Source organism: Flavobacterium sp. (assembly GCF_039932285.1).
In the GTDB taxonomy this organism is placed as follows: Bacteria; Bacteroidota; Bacteroidia; order Flavobacteriales; family Flavobacteriaceae; genus Flavobacterium.
In genome coordinates this window covers 1-18923 of the sequence record NZ_JBDTQE010000056.1, presented here as the reverse complement: position 1 = coordinate 18923, position 18923 = coordinate 1, and the positions used below count along the sequence as shown (strand labels likewise).

The 18923-nt window shown below is 32.5% G+C and carries 17 protein-coding genes and 1 tRNA gene; 8 read left to right on the top strand and 10 right to left on the bottom strand.

Annotated elements, in window-relative coordinates:
* A partial coding sequence (locus ABI549_RS10355) for an adenosylhomocysteinase (protein WP_348076380.1) occupies positions 1 to 258 on the top strand: 258 nt, incomplete at its 5' end.
* 81 nt (positions 259 to 339) lie between these two features.
* Here the strand turns inward: ABI549_RS10355 and ABI549_RS10350 are convergent.
* Together ABI549_RS10350 and ABI549_RS10345 are read right to left on the bottom strand one after the other, a co-directional pair.
* Positions 340 to 744 carry a hypothetical protein gene (locus tag ABI549_RS10350; RefSeq protein ID WP_348076379.1) on the bottom strand — a complete coding sequence of 135 codons (405 nt, stop codon included), beginning with the start codon at positions 742 to 744 and terminating at the stop codon, positions 340 to 342.
* The gene (locus ABI549_RS10345; protein WP_348076378.1) at positions 725 to 1315 is read right to left on the bottom strand and encodes an RNA polymerase sigma factor; all 591 of its coding nucleotides are present in this window, start codon (positions 1313 to 1315) and stop codon (positions 725 to 727) included. Before ABI549_RS10345 ends, ABI549_RS10350 begins: the two co-directional genes overlap by 20 nt.
* 142 nt (positions 1316 to 1457) lie before the next feature.
* Here ABI549_RS10345 and ABI549_RS10340 point away from each other — a divergent pair, with 142 nt between their 5' ends.
* The 4 genes from ABI549_RS10340 to ABI549_RS10325 all read left to right on the top strand — a co-directional run bounded on the left by ABI549_RS10340 (position 1458) and on the right by ABI549_RS10325 (position 4942).
* Entirely contained in the window at positions 1458 to 1802 is a 345-nt protein-coding gene (locus ABI549_RS10340; RefSeq protein WP_348076377.1) for a DUF6249 domain-containing protein, read from the top strand.
* Positions 1803 to 1873: 71 nt separating this feature from the next.
* The gene (locus tag ABI549_RS10335) at positions 1874 to 3331 is read left to right on the top strand and encodes a M1 family metallopeptidase (RefSeq protein WP_348076376.1); all 1458 of its coding nucleotides are present in this window, start codon (positions 1874 to 1876) and stop codon (positions 3329 to 3331) included.
* Positions 3331 to 4131 (top strand): M1 family aminopeptidase, encoded by an 801-nt coding sequence (locus tag ABI549_RS10330; protein ID WP_348076375.1) that lies wholly within the window; start codon positions 3331 to 3333, stop codon positions 4129 to 4131. The genes ABI549_RS10335 and ABI549_RS10330 overlap by 1 nt, the downstream gene beginning before the upstream one ends.
* Positions 4132 to 4354: 223 nt before the next feature.
* On the top strand, positions 4355 to 4942 hold the full coding sequence (locus ABI549_RS10325) for a hypothetical protein (RefSeq protein WP_348076374.1): 588 nt from the start codon (positions 4355 to 4357) through the stop codon (positions 4940 to 4942).
* 35 nt (positions 4943 to 4977) lie between these two features.
* Here ABI549_RS10325 and queG read toward each other — a convergent pair whose 3' ends face one another.
* Together queG and ruvB are read right to left on the bottom strand one after the other, a co-directional pair.
* Entirely contained in the window at positions 4978 to 5913 is a 936-nt protein-coding gene (gene queG / locus ABI549_RS10320; RefSeq protein WP_348076373.1) for a tRNA epoxyqueuosine(34) reductase QueG, read from the bottom strand.
* A gap of 81 nt (positions 5914 to 5994) precedes the next feature.
* A complete protein-coding gene (ruvB, locus tag ABI549_RS10315) occupies positions 5995 to 7017 on the bottom strand; it encodes a Holliday junction branch migration DNA helicase RuvB (protein ID WP_348076372.1) in 1023 nt (340 codons plus the stop codon).
* Positions 7018 to 7111: 94 nt separating this feature from the next.
* Between ruvB and ABI549_RS10310 the strand changes: the two genes are divergently transcribed.
* Positions 7112 to 8557 carry an amino acid permease gene (locus tag ABI549_RS10310; protein WP_348076371.1) on the top strand — a complete coding sequence of 482 codons (1446 nt, stop codon included), beginning with the start codon at positions 7112 to 7114 and terminating at the stop codon, positions 8555 to 8557.
* A gap of 104 nt (positions 8558 to 8661) precedes the next feature.
* Here the strand turns inward: ABI549_RS10310 and ABI549_RS10305 are convergent, their stop codons facing one another.
* From ABI549_RS10305 to ABI549_RS10285, 5 genes are all read right to left on the bottom strand, one after another.
* Positions 8662 to 9219, bottom strand: a complete 558-nt coding sequence (locus tag ABI549_RS10305) for a hypothetical protein (RefSeq protein WP_348076370.1) — start codon at positions 9217 to 9219, stop codon at positions 8662 to 8664.
* A 69-nt stretch (positions 9220 to 9288) separates the two neighbouring features.
* Complete coding sequence (locus ABI549_RS10300; protein WP_348076369.1) at positions 9289 to 12696, bottom strand: hypothetical protein; 3408 nt, start codon at positions 12694 to 12696, stop codon at positions 9289 to 9291.
* Between the two features lie 46 nt (positions 12697 to 12742).
* Positions 12743 to 13996, bottom strand: a complete 1254-nt coding sequence (locus ABI549_RS10295) for an aspartate kinase (RefSeq protein ID WP_348076368.1) — start codon at positions 13994 to 13996, stop codon at positions 12743 to 12745.
* Between the two features lie 83 nt (positions 13997 to 14079).
* Complete coding sequence (locus ABI549_RS10290) at positions 14080 to 14553, bottom strand: GNAT family N-acetyltransferase (RefSeq protein WP_348076367.1); 474 nt, start codon at positions 14551 to 14553, stop codon at positions 14080 to 14082.
* A gap of 1 nt (position 14554) precedes the next feature.
* Positions 14555 to 15382, bottom strand: coding sequence for a M48 family metalloprotease (locus ABI549_RS10285; protein ID WP_348076366.1), 828 nt, complete (start codon positions 15380 to 15382; stop codon positions 14555 to 14557).
* A 269-nt stretch (positions 15383 to 15651) separates the two neighbouring features.
* On the opposite strand from ABI549_RS10285, the gene fbp reads away from it, so the two are divergent.
* Positions 15652 to 16659: a class 1 fructose-bisphosphatase gene (gene fbp / locus ABI549_RS10280; RefSeq protein ID WP_348076381.1), complete on the top strand. Its 1008-nt coding sequence runs from the start codon at positions 15652 to 15654 to the stop codon at positions 16657 to 16659.
* 53 nt (positions 16660 to 16712) lie between these two features.
* Here the strand turns inward: fbp and ABI549_RS10275 are convergent.
* Positions 16713 to 16783: transfer RNA gene (locus ABI549_RS10275), tRNA-Gln, on the bottom strand.
* 155 nt (positions 16784 to 16938) lie between these two features.
* On the opposite strand from ABI549_RS10275, the gene ABI549_RS10270 reads away from it, so the two are divergent.
* A partial coding sequence (locus ABI549_RS10270; protein WP_348076365.1) for a DUF2723 domain-containing protein occupies positions 16939 to 18923 on the top strand: 1985 nt, incomplete at its 3' end.

The following is an 18923-nucleotide window of genomic DNA, read 5'->3' as shown; positions in this document are numbered from 1 at the left end:
GGTTGTGCTACAGGTCACCCAAGTTTTGTAATGAGTAACTCATTTACTAACCAAACTTTAGCTCAAATCGAATTGTGGAAAAATAGTGCCGCCTACAACAACGACGTTTATATGTTACCAAAACATTTAGATGAGAAAGTAGCTGCTTTACACTTAGCTAAATTAGGCGTTGAATTGGAAACATTACGTGACGATCAAGCAGCTTATATTGGTGTTGAAGTTACTGGTCCATTTAAACCAGAATATTACAGATACTAAATCATTTCAGATTTCTGAATTTAGATTTTTAGATTATAACCCTTGCAGAAATGTGAGGGTTTTTTGTTGGCAGAGCTATTTTTATTTCTCTAGTTGTTTGTCAAAATAATTTTTTAAGAAAGAAATTTGGATTAGCAACATTACAGTTGTTAACACAACCGCATAGGTTGTTGTTTTAGAGAATTTAAATATTGTAGTTAGTTTGTTCTCGTATAGTCCATTTAAATTTAAATAAGTAGACCAAGCACTTGTTTGCTGTTCCCCATTAATAAAGAGATAAATAAACAACGCAATGATAAATCCAAAAACGGCAATAAAAGTTGTTTTTGAAATTAATGGTTTATAAACAGTTACCCCACTAGTTTTTGTAGCGAATACTTGCGACATAACATTTGAAGTAAAATCAAACGAAGGAGATTCTAACGCAGTATCCTTCATGATATGATTTACTAGTTTTTCTATATTTTTATCTTCGTTCGCTTTCATAATATCCTAGTATTTCTGGTTCTAATCGTTTATTTAAAATCGAAGCCATTTTTTTTCTACTTCTAAAAAGTTTTACTTTAATATTATTAGCATTGCTATCCATAACTTTTGCAATTTCTTCTATAGATTGATCGTCAAAATAATATAAAGTTAGTAAAAATGCATCTTCGCTGGGCAACAAGGATAAACAATCTTGAATTTTTTCATTTCTTTCTTTTTCATCGATGGCATCAAAAACGCTTTCGATTACATTAACTTGGTGTCCACTAAAATCTTCTATATAAACAACACTGTTCTCTTTTTTACTCTTTTTTAAACGATCCAAACAAGTGTTATAAGTTATTTTGTAAACCCATGTCGAAAATTTAGACTCTCCTTTGAATTTATTTAGTGACTTAAATATTTTTATAAATGTATCTTGAGATATCTCTTCGGCTTCTTCTCTGTTTTTTACCATTTTATAAGCTAAAGTAAACACTAAATCCTTATAACGATCTACTAGCACTGCAAATGCATTCGAGTTTCCTTCGATTATTTGATTAATGTAATGTTTATCGTCTATAATAGTCATATAGTAATAAGACGACAAGAGTTACATTTAGGTTACAAGTTATTGTAAAAAAAATATTTTTAATATTATGTAACCTAAATGTAACTCTTGTCGTCATAGCTTATGAACAAATTAATTATTAATCAATTTAAATCAATCAATCATGAGTGGAGACATTTTAGTACCAATGAGTATGTTTTTAGCAATTTTCGGAGTTGTTTACCTTTATTTATCAACTAGAAACAAAGAACGTTTAGCCCTAATCGAAAAAGGAGCTGATGCCAGTATTTTTATGAGTAGTCGTCAAAGTGGCGCATCGTTTTACAAAGTTATTCTTTTAAATTTAGCTTTATTACTAATGGGTATAGGAATTGGAGCATTTATCGCACTAATATTATCTACTTATACTTCATTAAACGAAAATGGTTTGTATCCAGCAACAATTTTTACAATGGCCGGAGCGTCACTATTTGTAGGTTTCAATATGACTAAAAATTTAGACAAATAAATTACAAATCTTTATTTAGAAGGTTATTTTTAAATAAAGAGAACCAATCATCAATCAAAATCAATCAAATCATGAAAAAACAATTTATTGTTTCGGTTTCTTTATGGCTTTTATTTATAGGGACGTCAGCGGTGCAAGCTCAAGATCAGCAAGTAAAATCAGTATCAAAATATGAATGTCAAGCGGCGTTTGCACCTAATTTTTATTCAAAAAATGCAACAGATACTCATTCCGCTAGTGGTCAACCTGGTGAAAAATATTGGCAAAACAAAGTAGATTATCAATTGACAGCAACTCTAAATGAGAAGAAAAATGAAATTATAGGGTCAGAAATTCTGACATATACAAATAATAGTCCAGACAAAATTTCTTTTTTATGGATGAATGTGGATCAAAATTTATTTAAGAATGATTCTCGTGGAAATGCAATAATTCCAGTTACTGGAAGTCGGAACGGAGATAAAGGACAGATTTTTGATGGAGGACATAAAATAAAATCTATTAAAATTGTTAGTACTCGAAATGGTAAATTAATTGAAACTGATGCGAAATTTGAAATTTCAGATACCAGAATGCAAGTTTTCTTACCACAAGATTTAAACTCGAACGGAGGAACTGTAAAACTTAAGATAGAATTTTCATTTATTTCTCCCGATTTTGGATCTGATAGAATGGGTGTATTAGAAACTAAAAATGGCAAGATATTTACCATGGCACAATGGTATCCAAGAATGTGTGTCTATGATGACATAAAAGGTTGGAATTCTTTACCTTATTTAGGAGCTGGAGAATTCTATTTAGAATATGGTGATTTTGATGTCATTATTAATGCCCCTTCTAATCATATCGTGGTTTGTTCTGGTGAATTGGTTAATCCTTCAGAAGTATACACAACCGAACAACAAAAACGTTGGAAAATAGCTTCGAAAAGTGATAAAACTGTTCAAATTCGCTCTGTCGAAGAAGTGACAAATAGTTCATCAAGACCAACTGGTAAATCAACTTTGAATTGGCATTTTAAAATAAAAAAATCTCGTGATGTTTCATGGGCTTCTTCTCCAGCATTTGTATTAGATGCAGCAAAAATTAATTTGCCAAGCGGCAAAAAAATAGTAGCAATTTCTGCTTATCCTGTCGAAAGTTCAGGGCAAGAAGCTTGGAGTCGCGCTACTGAATATACAAAAACATCTATTGAAAATTATTCTAAACGTTGGTTGGAATATCCTTATCCAACAGCAGTAAATGTAGCGGGTAACGAAGGAGGAATGGAATATCCAGGAATTGTTTTTTGTGATTGGAAATCTAAAGGAGAAGATTTATGGGGTGTAACAGATCATGAATTCGGTCATGGTTGGTTCCCTATGATTGTAGGATCTAACGAACGTTTGTTTGCTTGGATGGATGAAGGTTTTAATACTTTTATTAACTCTATAAGTTCAAATGACTTTAATAATGGAGAATATAAATTTAGAGAAAGAGACTTGCAAAGAGGGGCGAATGTTTTAACTAACCCAGAATTAGATCTATAATGACAGCTCCTGATGGTATGAAAGAACAAAATTTAGGTTTGTTGGCATACGAAAAACCATCAATTGGATTGGTAATGTTGCGTGAGCAAATACTAGGGAAAGAAAAATTTGATAGAGCTTTTAGAATTTATACAGAACGTTGGGCTTTCAAACATCCTACACCAGATGATTTTTTTAGAACAATAGAAAATGTTTCTGGAGAAGATCTGAATTGGTTTTGGAGATCTTGGTTTGTTAACAATTGGAGGTTAGATCAAGGGATTACTAAAATTAAATACTTGAAAAATGACCCAAAAAACGGAGCGCTAATTTCTATTGAAAATTTAGAAAAAATGGCTATGCCAGTTGTTCTAGAAATTAAAACCAAAACAGGTAACGTGAGTCGTATGAAGCTTCCTGTAGAGATATGGCAACGCAACACATCTTGGGTATTTAAAACTAATTCTACTGAAGAAATTGCAACAATTACACTAGATCCTGATCACAAAATGCCAGACGTAAATCCTTCAAATAATGTTTGGAGTGCTGATAAAAGTGAATTAGAAAAGGAAGTGATTTTAACTAGCTATCTTGGCGTTTTCTCAAGTAAGCAAATCCCAATAAAGCTCGTTTTTACAGATGAAAATGGGGTGCTTATGGGAACTCCACAAGAAGGACAAGGGCCACCACTTTCATTCGAACCAAATGGTAAAAATCAGTTTAAATCAGAACAAGCAGGAGTAGAGCTTCAGTTTAATGAAACAAAAAGTGAATTTACTATTAAAATGAGAGGTCAAAACTTCTTATTTACAAGAGAATAAAAAAAAGAGTCTTTTTTAATTAATAACCCTTGCAGAAATGTGAGGGTTTTTTTATTTAAAAAATTCAATATTTCTTCCCAATCTCTTTTATAAGATAAAATTCTAGAATTATTTTTTAAAATAGGGGTAACAAAATGAAATTGTATTTATCTACAAACGATTAATCAAATGGAGTAAGCCAAAAATCCAATATAAAAGAGTAGGCAAATCAAACAATATTATAATGAAAAAATCAAACAAATTAAAATTAGGAAGCACTGTTATTATTGCTTTATTCGCTAATCTTGTATTTTTCACTTCGTGTGACAAAGACAATAATGCATCTTCTGAAAACCCTGAAAAACAAGAAACAGTTCTAAAAAACACTGACAATCTGAATTTTAAATCTACTGATGGTAATGTTGCTAAAATAGCAAGTTGTCCAGAAACGCTAACAAATGATGGTTGTAATTTTACTTCAGGCTATGGGACAGACCTTAATAGCCAATTTACTATGGTTAATTTACTAAATAGTTGTAGAACCGAAAGTTTGCCTGCTGGTTGTAGCTGGTCTAGTTATACTGAAACTAGATTTATTGATATAGATTATAGTAATTGTTGTTATACTGCAAATGAGTTAAATGTAAAAACTGACGCATGTAAACAACTCGCCATAAATGCAAGACCTAGTTCAGGTTATCTAATTACAAATTATCAAAGAATTAATGGTTTTATGGTGACAACTTATGGCCCTTATAGAATGAGAGTAGCAGTTACGTATCGTGCAAAATCATGTCGTATGATTCCAATTGATGGTACTCAAATGAACTAAATTTTTTATGATAAAAAAGGGTAGGTTATTGTAAATCAAAAATCTACTCTTTTTAAAAATTCAATATTTTTACTCAGACCTTCAAATTTTGTTCTTTTTACGGCGGAATTTTTAAATACCTTTTTGAATGTGTCTTCTGTTATTTCTTCCCAGTCTTTCTTTGTGTTGGATAAAATTTCAGAATTAGGACGAAAAAGTGGTTCATTGTGTGGTTTCGAAAATTTGTTCCAAGGACAAACATCTTGACAGACATCACAACCAAATGCCCAATCGTCGAATTTACCTTTCATCTCTGATGGAATATTTTCCTTAAGCTCGATGGTGAAATAGGAAATACATTTGCTACCATCAACAACATAAGGAGCAACAATGGCTTCAGTTGGACAAGTATCAATGCAAGCCGTACAGCTTCCACAATGATCTGTCGTCGCATAATCATATTCGAGATCTAGATCAACAATGAGCTCTGCAATAAAATAAAAAGAGCCGACTTGTTTGGTGAGTAAATTACTATTTTTCCCTATCCAGCCCAAACCTGATTTTGCTGCCCAAGCTTTATCTAAAACAGGGGCCGAATCGACAAAGGCGCGACCAGAAACTTCGCCAATTTCGGTTTGGATGAAATATAATAATTCATTCAGCTTTTCTTTTATAACAAAATGATAATCTTGTCCGTAAGCATATTTTGAGATTTTATAAGAATCAGAATTTTGAATTTTAGATGGATAATAATTTAGTAATAATGAAATGACACTTTTTGCATCATCAACAAGTAATGTTGTATTAAGTCTTTTGTCGAAATTATTTTCCATGTAGGACATTTGTCCATGCATTTGCTTGTTTAGCCAATTTTCTAATCGTGGCGCTTCTTCTTCCAGAAATCCTGCTTTAGATATGCCACAAGACAAAAACCCGAGGCGCATTGCTTCGGATTTTATGAGATTTGTATATTTTGATTTGTTGTTTATCATTTTGCATTAGGGATTGAAGCGATATCCTTTTTGAGGCACGAAAAAAGATAAAGCGGAAAGCTCGACCCGAAGGGAAATGCCCTAGAACAATCCGCCTTGAATATTCGTTTTAATTTTTCCTAAGTGTTTGTAGGCTTTTTCGGTAACTTCTCTTCCACGAGGCGTTCGCATGATAAATCCTTCTTGAATTAAAAACGGTTCGTAAACCTCTTCAATTGTTTCGCTGCTTTCAGAAACAGCCGTCGCCAATGTTGACAATCCTACTGGACCACCTTTAAATTTATCAATTATCGTAGTTAGAATTTTGTTATCCATTTCATCTAGACCGTGAGCATCAACATTTAAAGCATTTAAAGCAAATTTCGCAATTTCGATATCGATACTTCCATTTCCTTTTATTTGAGCAAAATCACGAACACGTCGCAACATCGCATTGGCAATACGAGGTGTTCCACGACTGCGTCCAGCGATTTCTATAGCGGCTTCCATAGTAATAGGCATTTTTAAAATCGACGAACTTCGTTGTACAATAGTGGTTAGAAGTTCGGTATTGTAATATTGTAATCTACTTTGAATACCAAAACGGGCACGCATTGGAGCAGTTAATAATCCGGAACGAGTGGTTGCTCCTACTAATGTAAATGGAGATAAATTAATTTGAACCGAACGAGCGTTAGGTCCGGATTCGATCATAATATCAATCTTAAAATCTTCCATGGCAGAATATAAATATTCTTCGACAATTGGACTTAACCGATGTATTTCGTCTATAAACAAAACATCGCGTTCGTCAAGATTTGTTAGCAAACCCGCTAAATCACCCGGCTTGTCTAAAACTGGTCCGGAAGTGATTTTGATACCAACTCCCAACTCATTAGCTAGAATGTTTGCTAAAGTTGTTTTTCCTAATCCTGGAGGACCATGAAAAAGTGTGTGATCAAGCGCTTCTCCACGAAGGTTTGCTGCTTGTACAAATATTTTTAGGTTTTCTAAAACTTGTTCTTGCCCAGAAAAATCATCAAACGAAAGTGGCCTCAACTTTTTTTCTAAATCGAGTTCGTCGGTATTATAGTTTTGATTTGTAGGATCTAAATTTTCATTCATTTTACAAATATAAAAAGTTTATTTGTGGATTTGGTTATTTGTGACTCTCAAATAATTAATTAAAACTCTATATTAGCATTCAAAAAATAATTTTATGCAAGAAGAAAAACAAGCTTTTAAACGCGAATTAGGATTGTTAGATGCCACAAGCTTAGTTGCTGGATCTATGATTGGTTCAGGTATTTTTATTGTAACAGCTGCTATGGCTAGAGATGTAGGTTCTGCAGCTTGGCTTTTAGTGATTTGGTTGGTGACTGGTTTGCTAACTATGAGTGCCGCTTTAAGTTATGGTGAATTAGCAGGAATGATGCCTAATGCTGGCGGGCAGTTTGTTTATATTCAGCGTGCTTATGGCAAATTAATGTCTTTTTTGTACGGATGGACCGTTTTTACGGTTATTCAAACGGGGGTTATTGCGGCAGTTGCTGTAGCTTTTGCTAACTATTCGGCGGTATTTTTTCCTATTCTAGAAAATAAAATTTTGACTATTGGCGAAAATTATTCGTTTACCAATAAGCAAATTCTAGCAATGGCGAGTATTATTTTGCTAACGTACATTAATACAAAAGGGGTGCAGAGTGGCAAAATGATTCAACTAATTTTTACTTCGGCTAAATTATTTGCGTTGTTTGCCTTGATTATTTTAGGTTTGTACGTTGGTCTAAAAACAGATGTTTTGTCTAACAATTTCGCGCATATGTGGGAAGCTTCAAAAACAGTTTTAAATAAAGACGGAACGGTAACAGTAACCAAATTAGCTGGAGTAGCTTTGTTGGGTGCTATGGGAGCGACTATTATAAATTCTTTATTTTCTAGCGATGCTTGGAATAATGTGACATTTATCGCTGGAGAAATAAAAGAACCTAAAAAGAATATCCCGAGAAGTTTATTTCTAGGAACACTGATTGTTACTATCATTTATATTTTAGCAAATATTGCATACTTGGCATTATTACCAATGCAAGGAACGCCTGTAGGGGAATCGGTGATGAATAATGGAATTATGTTTGCTAGTCAAGATCGTGTTGGCGCAGCGGCTGCCAATGTAATTATGGGCAATATTGGTGTTTTTGTTATGGCTGGATTAATTATGGTTTCGACTTTTGGGTGCAATTCTGGTTTGATACTTTCTGGTGGACGATTATTTTATGCGATGTCTAAAGATGGTTTATTCTTTAAAAAAGCGGGCGAATTAAATAAAAATAACGTTCCTGCAAAAGCGCTTTGGTTTCAATGTGTTTGGGCTTGTGTATTGTGTATTTCTGGAAAATTTGGTGACTTATTAACCTATTCTACCTTTGCTTCTTTGTTGTTTTACATTCTTACTATTTACGGGATTTTTATTCTTAGAAAAAAAGAACCAGATTCCGAACGACCTTATAAAGCTTTTGGATACCCAATAATTCCTGCTATTTATATTATTTTAACCTCTTTAATTTGTATTACATTATTAGTTTATGACACTACAAATACTGGACTTGGATTATTTATTGTAGCTTTAGGAGTTCCTGTTTATTATTTGACTAAATCTAAGGACTAAATTTACGAGATTCTTATTCTACCTATTATTAAAAGACCTCGCAAAATTGCGAGGTCTTTTAATAATAGGTAGAATAAGAATCTTAAATCTAATTTTTATCAAGATTAATTTCCTTGCTCATCATCAATATAGGTTTTGTTACCATTTTTGTTAATGTAGTACCTTCCGCCACGAGGTCCAGTAAAAACTTTCTTTCCGTTATACTCACCAGTTACTTTGTCTGTTGTGTTAGGATTAGCCTTCTCTGTAGAAACTCTTTCTTTTTTAGCAACGGTTTTTGTTGCTTTTTCTTTAGTTTCAGTTGTTTTTGCTTTAACCTCTTTTACAGGTTTTACTACTTTTTCAGCAGTTTCTTTTTTAGTTTTTGAAACCTTTTCTTCAGTTACTTCTTTTGTTTTTGTCGCCTTAGTATCTTTTTTTTCAGTTTTTGCTTTAGGCTTTTCAGCTTCTTTTGTTGCCTTAGCGTCAGCTTTTTTAGCCTCAGCTTTTTCTTTAGCTTTGCTTGCTTTTTCAGCTTTGGCATCGACTTTTTTAGCATCGGCTTTTTCTTTAGTCTTGCTTGCTTTTTCAGTTGTTGATTTTTTAGAAGCAGTTTTTGTTTCTTGGGCAAAAAAGCTATTCGAGAAAACAAAAACCATACATAATAATAAGATTTTTTTCATAATTTGATTAATTTTTTATGGTTTAATTATTTAAAATTAGTAATTTTTTTACAAAGTGTATACCTAAAGTTAAAAATAAGCTCTCAATTGAATATTTCCTGTATGAACAGTATTTATTGTTTCACTTTTTCTCCCAAGATAATTAATATTTATATCTAGATATTCAGTCAGATTTTTTTGTAACAATAATCGCCAGGTCATATTTTTTCCGGGTTGTAATCCTTCTAGCATTTGAAATGATACTGGTGAAAATTCATTGCCAATAAATTTATTATTAAACAAAGAAAATTCACCATTTAGTGTTAGTTTATTTTGGCTAGAAAAACTAAATGATGTTCCAAATTTGTTTTGTTTTAATGATTCTTTATCACCTAATTTATTCTCTTTATTTTGCATTTCATAAAAAATATCTAAACTGGCATTTTTAGAAAATAAATAAGAAATTTTAGGCCCCAACTGATTTCCTTTTATCTCGAAATTTCTACTAGCATAATTCTCTGAAGTATTGCTTGTTGCAAATATTTTACCAGACAAAGTAAATAACCAATATTTTTTTAGCAAATGATCGTATTGCAATTGATGTGATGTGTTTTTTGCTTCTTGTTCTCCAGATGATTGCAAACTTTTTATTTTATTTGAAATAAAAGTATAGGTAACAGAGTGATTTTGTTTGCCACGATTGTAAAATAAACTGTTGCGAATACCTGAATTTAAACCTAATAAATTTTGACTATTGGTTGAAAACGGATTCAAATCGAAATTATCATTTTCTCGTTTTATTTTTCTTTCGATTAAATATGATGATTGATTATAAAAATAAGACAGTAATTTTTTAAATCCAGTCGAGTTTTGCCATTGAGATGGACTTAAAGTTATCGATTGTGAAAATTTGTTTTGATGTGTTTTGATAAAAATCTGATTTGGTAAAAATATTTTTACATATTTCGCTTGGTCTGGAAAAGGTGCAATTTCAAATTCTTGAATTTCCTGAATTCCGTTTCCATTATAGTCATTCCAAGCATAAATTCCCTTTCCAGGATCTACTTCGAGGAAACTAAATTCTTGTTGCGGAATTGTTCCCGAAGTCGTTTCGTATGCAGTTGTAGTTTGGATTAATTGTTTAAAAAACCTATCGTTATACAATAATCTAGAGTTTAGTGAAGGTTCGTTACCACGAATGGGATCTTCAAATTTCAGGTTTCTGTAATTAACAAAAACGGACAAGTCGCTTTTTTCAGTCTGAATTAATTTTGATTTTATATAATAAGATTGTGAAGTATTTACGCATTTTAGCAAGCCTGATTGCAAACTATCGTTTACACGATTTAGATAACCCAATTCGACAAAAACTTTGGTAGAATCTCCACGTCCTATAAAGGCACCATATTCCGAAAACCGTTGACTCAGATTGGAAAACTGATTGGTTAATTTTACTTTTTCTTGGTTATTTTCATATCGAAAACTGCCGCCAATCCAGTTTTTATTAAAGTGGTATTTTGTTTGACTTTGATTTCTAATAAATTGAGAAGTTGAAATATTTCCATTGCTATTTAAAAAACTTCCGTCGTTAGAAAACAACCAATTTTTATGTTTGTAATATCCAGAAATTACGTGTCGATTTCCTGAAAAACTTTCGGAGAAATCTAATTTTTCGAACTGATATTTCCAATTGGATTTTCCTGCCAAAGAAAACAATAAGCCCGTCGTAACAAAGCTTTGGTTTCCTAATGGGTTTGATAAATTCCAATCTCGATCAAATTCGATGCTAAATAATCGCTCGATGGTTTTGAAATTTTTCTGAATGAGTTGGTAATTTCCGAAGAGATCAACTTGCCATTTTTTAGACAATAATCGTTGTTTGAAATTTAATTTCCCTGCTAGACCTTGATTATCGTTGTCGTCTATTCCTGAAAAAAGATTTTTATCATTATTGCTAATTCCAATCTCAAAATCGACAGTTGTTTTTTCGTTAGGATTGTATTTTCCTAAAACAGTAGCAATTTGAATTTTTGTTGGTGCAATTAATCTAATTATAGGCTCGTAATTTCCTTGAGGAATTCCAGCGATTGGTGCAATATATTTAAACACTCGACCGTTTGTAATGGTGCTCGAAACAATATAATTCCCTTGATTATTGCCCACAAAACTAAACTTTACACTATATAAAATATCGAGCGAATTAGTAGAATATTCGAAAGTTTCGATTAATCCTATTATTACTTTTTTGTACAAAATTTTGTTGTCAGAATACACTTCTGGCACTGCCGAAGAGGCATTCATAGCATTCTGATTGTCACCAGCTGCAGCTAATATTTGCGCTTGTGCAGGCGATAAGTTTTGCTGTAATGACTGATTTTTCACGTCGTTTTCAGAATACAAATAACCGCCTAAACTCCATTTTTCTTCTTCGTGATTGGCACCAACATAAGTTACAAATCTGGTATAATTTCTATCGGAAAACTGATATTCGATAGTAATTCTCATTTCGGAAGTAATAGGAAAAAGTGAAGTAAAAATAATTTCACCTGCATTATAATCGATTGTATATTGATTATTTTCGCCTCGTTTAAGCAAAATACCATTCACAAAAACACGTTCGGAACCTGAAATCACTAAAACATATAATTCGCCATTTGAACCTTTTAGTTTGTAAGGCCCTTGATTTCCTTCTTGTCCTATAAAATTACTTTTTGCGTACTGTCCGCGAACAATCGCACCGGATGCATAAATTTCGGTTTTCTTTTCGGGCGTTCCTAAAGTAAATTGAGCAGACAAACCTTGTACTTTTTTATTAAAATTCAGAAATCTAGATTTTCTATTTTCTAGAAATAAATCGCCTGCACGAACACTCCATTTGTCTGAAAAAAGTTCGATAAAAATTTGATCAAATTCATCTAATTTTTGAGAATATCCCCCTTCTTGCAACGGAATATTACTGTCTTGAATAGAAGCTCTCAAACTCACTTTATCGGACAATTTTCCTGTAATTTGAAGATCTAAATTTGAGTTTACTGATGTGTTTTGGTTGTTACCAATAGTTATTCCTCGTGAGATGCTTCCAGATGTTGTAAGTCCATCTAATGGTGTAAATTTCTTGAAACCGTCATTAGAAACTTTGTATAAATTCCCCAAACCATTGTCGTTACTTACCACTCGGCTTTTGTCGTAAATGGTATATTCTTTGGTTAAATATTCTGGGAATTTTAAATAACGAACAGTTAGTGTATCGGTAGTTTTATAATTATTTTTGAAAGTTAATAATCCTTTCGAAAAATTTACTTTATAAAAACTAGTATCGATAATTTCTCCTTTTGCATCCAGTAATTTAAAAAAACTAGCATTTATACTCACACTATCAATTTGGATTGAATCTCGAGAAACAACTATTTTCTTTGATTTGTATGGTGTTTTGATTTCTTGAGCATAAAGCCCAGAAAAACAAAAAATCACAATCAAAAAAATGAGTTTTTTAAACATACTTACTATAACAACAACATTACAAAAGTAGTGTATTATTTAAAATTTATTCCTTCGTTACAATTTGCATTGTTTCTCTACTCATTTGTTTTAGTAAAACGGTTTTGTTTTTTTCGACCATTTGAAAGGCTTTTTCGTCGAAATGTCTTATCGTATAAAGTGATACATTCTCGTTATAGGACAATTTAAATTTTTTAGATAATGTTTTCTTTAATTCATTAAAATTACCAAACTTGTCTTCTAAACAAATAGAAAAACTAATCGCCGAGTTCTGAATTAAACTTACTTTTATCTTGTGTTGGTGTAATAAACTAAAAATTTCACTAATATTTTCTTCCATGATAAACGAAAAATCTATCGAAGAAAGGGATAGTAATAATTGATTTTTTTTAACAATAAAACAAGGCAATTTAGGTTCTAAATCTTCTCCTTTAGACACACTCGTTCCAGGTAATAAAGGATTTATGAAAGATTTTACATACAACGGAATTTCTTTTTTCTGTAAAGGCTGTAAAGTTTTTGGGTGAATAACACTCGCGCCATAAAAAGCCAATTCGATGGCTTCACGATAGGAAATTTGATTCAGCAAAGTTGCATTTTCAAAATAACGCGGATCGGCATTCATTACACCAGGAACATCTTTCCAAATGGTTACACTTTCGGCGTTAAGGCAATAAGCGAAAATAGCGGCAGTATAATCTGAACCTTCACGTCCTAATGTTGTGGTAAATCCATTTTCATCGGCGCCAATAAATCCTTGGGTGATAAAAAGTAATTTTTTCTTTCCGATTTTCGAGATATTCTTTTGAGTAATTTCCCAATTTACTTCAGCATCACGATAAGTATTATCAGTTTTTATATACAAACGAACATCTAACCATTGTGTGTTAATGTTTCTAAAATTCATATAATGACTAAGAATTGTAGTCGAAATAATTTCTCCGAAACTCACCACTTGGTCGTACACAAAATTATAATTGGGTGATTTGTTACTGCGCAAAAAATATTCTAAATCTGCAAAATGATCATTTACATCGAGGAAAACTTCGCTTTCTTCATCATCAAATAAATCCAACAAAATTTGATTGTGGTATTTTTTTACTTCTTGAACAGAAGCATTTAATTCTGCCGATTTATCGAAATAGTTTTTTATTACTAATTCTAAAGCATTTGTTGTCTTCCCCATCGCCGAAACCACAAGTAAAACTTCTTCGTAACCTACTTTTTGTAAAACGTCAAAAACATTTTTTATACCATCGGCATCTTTTACGGATGCACCACCAAATTTGAATATTCTCATTTTAGATTTCAGATTTCAGATTTCAGATTTCAGATTTCAGATTTCAGATTTCAGATTTTCAGTTTGAAATACTAAAAACTATTTTAATTTTTTGCTAAAAAGGCATTTATTCCAGCCTCGTCCATATTGACAACGCGCCAATCTTCTAGTAATTTTGCGCCAGATTTATTGTAAAAATCGATAGCAGGCGTGTTCCAATCGAGTACATTCCATTCTATTCGACGTACGTTGTCTTTTTTTCCTTGCGCCATTATTTCCGAATACAAAGCGTATCCAGCACCTGTTCCGCGACTATTTTCTTTGACGATTAAATCTTCTAGATGAATAGTTTTTCCTTTCCAAGTCGAATATCTGTAATAATACAAAGCCATACCCACAATTTGTCCTTCAACTTCAGCAATAAAAGTGTGAAAAAGCGGATTGTTACTAAAACCATCTCGAACCAAATCATCGACAGTAACAACAACTGCATCGGGTTCTTTTTCGAAAACAGCCAGTTCTTTGATTAATTCTAAAACGGCTGACATATCTTCTTTTTGTCCTTTTCTGATAATCATATTATTTCTTTTTCTTAGGAGCAACTTTTACCTTTGCTTTTAATTGTTTTACATATGGTTTATATAATCCGTCAGCTTGTGCTCTTGCTTTTGCATTTTCAGCTCTTAGTTTTGCGTCAGGATGGGAGCTCATCATTCTCGTAATGAATGTTGATTCTGTTCCCTCGCTCAATTTTGCTAAAATAGAAAAAGCAGATTCGACAGCATTTACATTATACCCATTTCGTTTCATAAAATCATACGAATAAGTATCGGCATCTGTTTCTTGTTGTCTGCTATGACTGCTGTTCATTAAAGTTTTACCAATAGCTCCTATTTGACCTTCGGTCACAGCCGCAACTTTATCTGACTGAGAAGCAGCTGCATCTAATAAAGCTTCTTTTTTATACGCTGCTTTTACAGCATCTCTAGAATCATGGTTAGCAACGTGTCCTATTTCGTGACCTATTACGGCAAGGATTTCGTTGTCGTCCATAATATCCATAAGACCGGAAAAAACTCGAACACTTCCGTCGGCAGTTGCAAATGCATTTATGTCTTTTAGTTTGTATACTTTATAATTAAGTACTAATCCGTTTTCGGTTTTGTGTTTGCCAAATAATTTATTCAATCTAACAGTATAAGCATCTTTCGGACCCGCAATTGTGTTTTCTTTGTCCATTTTATCAACGGCTTCTTTAGATAATTTTGCTGCATCTTCATCGCTAAAAGTGAAACCAGCGTAACCTTTTTGTAAAGCTCCCATTGCTTTTTCTCCCAAATTTATTTGAGCATTTGCATTAGATAATCCAAAAATAGCTATGAATAGTGCTAAAGAGATTGATTTCATAATCCTGTTTTTTGTTAATTTTATTTACAACAAATATAATCTAAAAAGCCATAATGTCATAATGGCGAAAGTCATAAAGTTGATTGTTGTTTCAAGAAATCGAATACTTATTGGTTTTATATTAAAAATAAATTAAAAAAAAACTGATTATCTATAAATCACAAAGACTTTAAAACTTTATGACTTCTCTTCATAATTTTATTTCTATGTAAGTAATGTTTTCAAAAATTATAATCGATATTTGCATAAACAACTACAACAATCTAGAAATGGAAGAACGCAACAAAACTTTAGGCGAATTTATTATTGAAAACCAAAATGCTTTTCAGTATTCATCAGGAGAATTATCTCGAATTATTAATTCTATTAGATTGGCAGCTAAAGTTGTAAATTATAAAGTAAATAAAGCAGGATTGGTTGATATTATTGGTGCAGCTGGCGATCAAAATATACAAGGTGAAGAGCAGCAAAAATTAGATGTTTATGCAAATGAAGTTTTTATTCAAACCCTAATAAATCGTGAAATTGTTTGCGGAATTGCTTCAGAAGAAAACGATGATTTTATTACCGTTGCAGGTTCAGACAATAGCCACAACAATAAATATGTAGTTTTGATGGATCCACTTGATGGTTCTTCAAATATTGATGTTAATGTTTCGGTAGGGACAATTTTCTCTGTTTTTAGAAGAATAACACCAGTAGGAACTCCTGTAACTATTGAAGATTTCTTACAACCAGGCATCAATCAAGTTGCGGCGGGTTATGTTATTTATGGCACTTCGACCATGTTAGTTTATACAACTGGTCATGGTGTAAACGGATTTACATTAAACCCAGCTATTGGAACTTTTTATCTTTCGCACCCGAACATGAAATATTCGAAAGATGGAAATATATATTCGATGAATGAAGGAAATTATGTTCATTTTCCACAAGGAGTCAAAGATTATCTCAAATATTGTCAGCTTGAAGAAGACGATCGACCATATACTTCGAGATATATTGGAAGTTTAGTTTCCGATTTTCATAGAAACATGATTAAAGGCGGAATATATATTTATCCAACAAGTTCGAAAGCCCCAAAAGGGAAGCTGCGTTTGCTTTACGAATGTAGTCCGATGGCATTTATTGCAGAACAAGCAGGAGGAAAAGCTTCTGACGGTTACAATCGCATCATGGAGATTCAGCCTACAGAATTGCACCAACGAGTTCCTTTTTTCTGCGGAAGCTATAATATGGTAGAAAAAGCAGAAGAATTTATGGCAAATGCTAAATAATTTACAGAAATAATTATAAACGAAAAAACCCTTCATTTCTGAAGGGTTTTTTGTTGGCCCACAAGGACTCGAACCTTGAACGACTGCACCAAAAACAGTTGTGTTACCATTACACCATGGGCCAATAAAGCTGCAATGATTTCCCAATGCGAGTGCAAATTTAAGACAATATTTATTTTCTGCAAGGTTTTAGGCAAAAAAAATTAAAATTTTATTTTTAACCTTTTCTTTAGATAAAAAAATAGTTTCTTTGTAGGGTAATATTTATACCAAAAATTTATGTCTTTCAATTTCAATAAATGGAACACAGCCCTTGGTTGGCTTACCTTTTTTATCGCGCTTGTTGTTTATTCTCTCACTGTAGAACCTACCATGAGTTTTTGGGATTGCGGAGAATATATTGCTACAGCAGCAAAACTAGAAGTGGGTCATCCACCAGGAGCACCTTTATTTCAAATGATTGGAGCATTTTTTGCGATGTTTGCTATCGATAATCAACATGTAGCCTTAATGGTTAATATGATGTCGGTGTTTTCGAGCGCTTTTACCATTTTGTTTATGTTTTGGTCCACTTCAATTATTTTGAGAAAAGTAGTTTCTGGATTTGCTGAAATGAACAAAACCAATTCAATTGTTATTCTAGGAAGTGCTTTTGTAGGATCTCTAGCCTTTACTTTCTCTGATAGTTTCTGGTTTAATGCGGTCGAAGCAGAGGTTTATGCTATGGCAACAGTACTTATTGCACTACTTTTTTGGCTTGGATTGCGCTGGGAAGAAGAAATGCATACCGAACGTGGTAACAAATGGTTACTAATAATTTCATTAGTAGTTGGATTGTCTTTTGGCGTTCACTTTATGGCATTATTAACGATTCCTTCCATTGGTTTCTTATATTATTTTAAAAATTATAAAAATATTACTGTCAAAAGTTTCATCATCGCCAACTTTGTTGTGGTGGCTATATTGTTGTTTATATTCAAATTGTTATTGCCCTGGACGATGACTTTCTTTGGTGCTACCGAAGTTTTTATGGTAAATAGTTTAGGTTTGCCTTTCGATTCAGGAACAATATTTGTTACATTACTACTTATCGCGTTGTTTTATTTTGGATTAAAATACACCCGAGAAAAAGGAAAAGTTATTTACAACACCTTAATTCTTTGTGTTTTATTTATCATGTTAGGTTTTTCTACTTGGATGATGTTGCCTATTCGTGCCAATGCAAATACGACTATTAATGAGAATAAACCTTCTGATGCGCGTGAAGTTTTGGCTTACTATAATCGTGAACAATATGGTGTGAATCCTTTGTTTTATGGCCCTCAATTTTCTGACACTTATGCAGGATTAGATGAAGACAATCCCTATACAGACGACAAGCCAAATTACGAACGTGATTACAAAAAAGGAGAATATGTTATAGTAAACAATTATAAAAACGGTAGCCAAAATACCGATGACAAACACAAAGCCATTTTGCCAAGAATGTGGAGTTCTGAACATGCAGAAAACTACATGAAGTTTACAAATGTGCTTAGTTTTAGAATAAAACCAGAATATGCCGAAGAAAAAGAGCTAACGGATATTGTTGCTGAATTTAGAGCTTCTTATGCTTCTGGAAAATTAGAAATAGAAGATTATGATAAATTTCTAAAAGCTTATGGTCAGTATCTTGATATAGATAAACCGACAACTATAGACAATTTAACATTCATGGTTCAGTACCAATTTGGATACATGTATTGGAGATATTTAATGTGGAATTTCGTTGGAAGACAAAACGACAAACAAGGAGAATATACTTCTTTAGACGGAAATTGGCTAAGTGGAATTCCTTTTATAGACCAAATAAGATTGGGTTCTCAAGAGAATCTTCCTGCAGAATGGAAAAATAACAAAGCTAGAAATACTTACTTTTTCCTACCGTTTATCATCGGACTTATTGGATTTTTCTTTCATGCCAAAAAAGACATTAAAAGTTTTTATGTTGTTCTAGCACTGTTTTTATTTACAGGAATAGCACTTAAAATTTACCTTAACGAACGACCTTTCGAGCCTCGAGAACGAGATTATGCACTTGTAGGTTCCTTTTATGTATTTGCCATTTGGATAGGAATTGGTGTATATGCCATTTTCGACTTTCTAAAATCATATATTCAACCTAAAATTGCGGCACCAATAGTTATTACCGCTTGTCTATTTGCAGCGCCAATACTTATGGCAACTCAAAACTGGGACGATCACGATCGTTCTGGGAAATACAC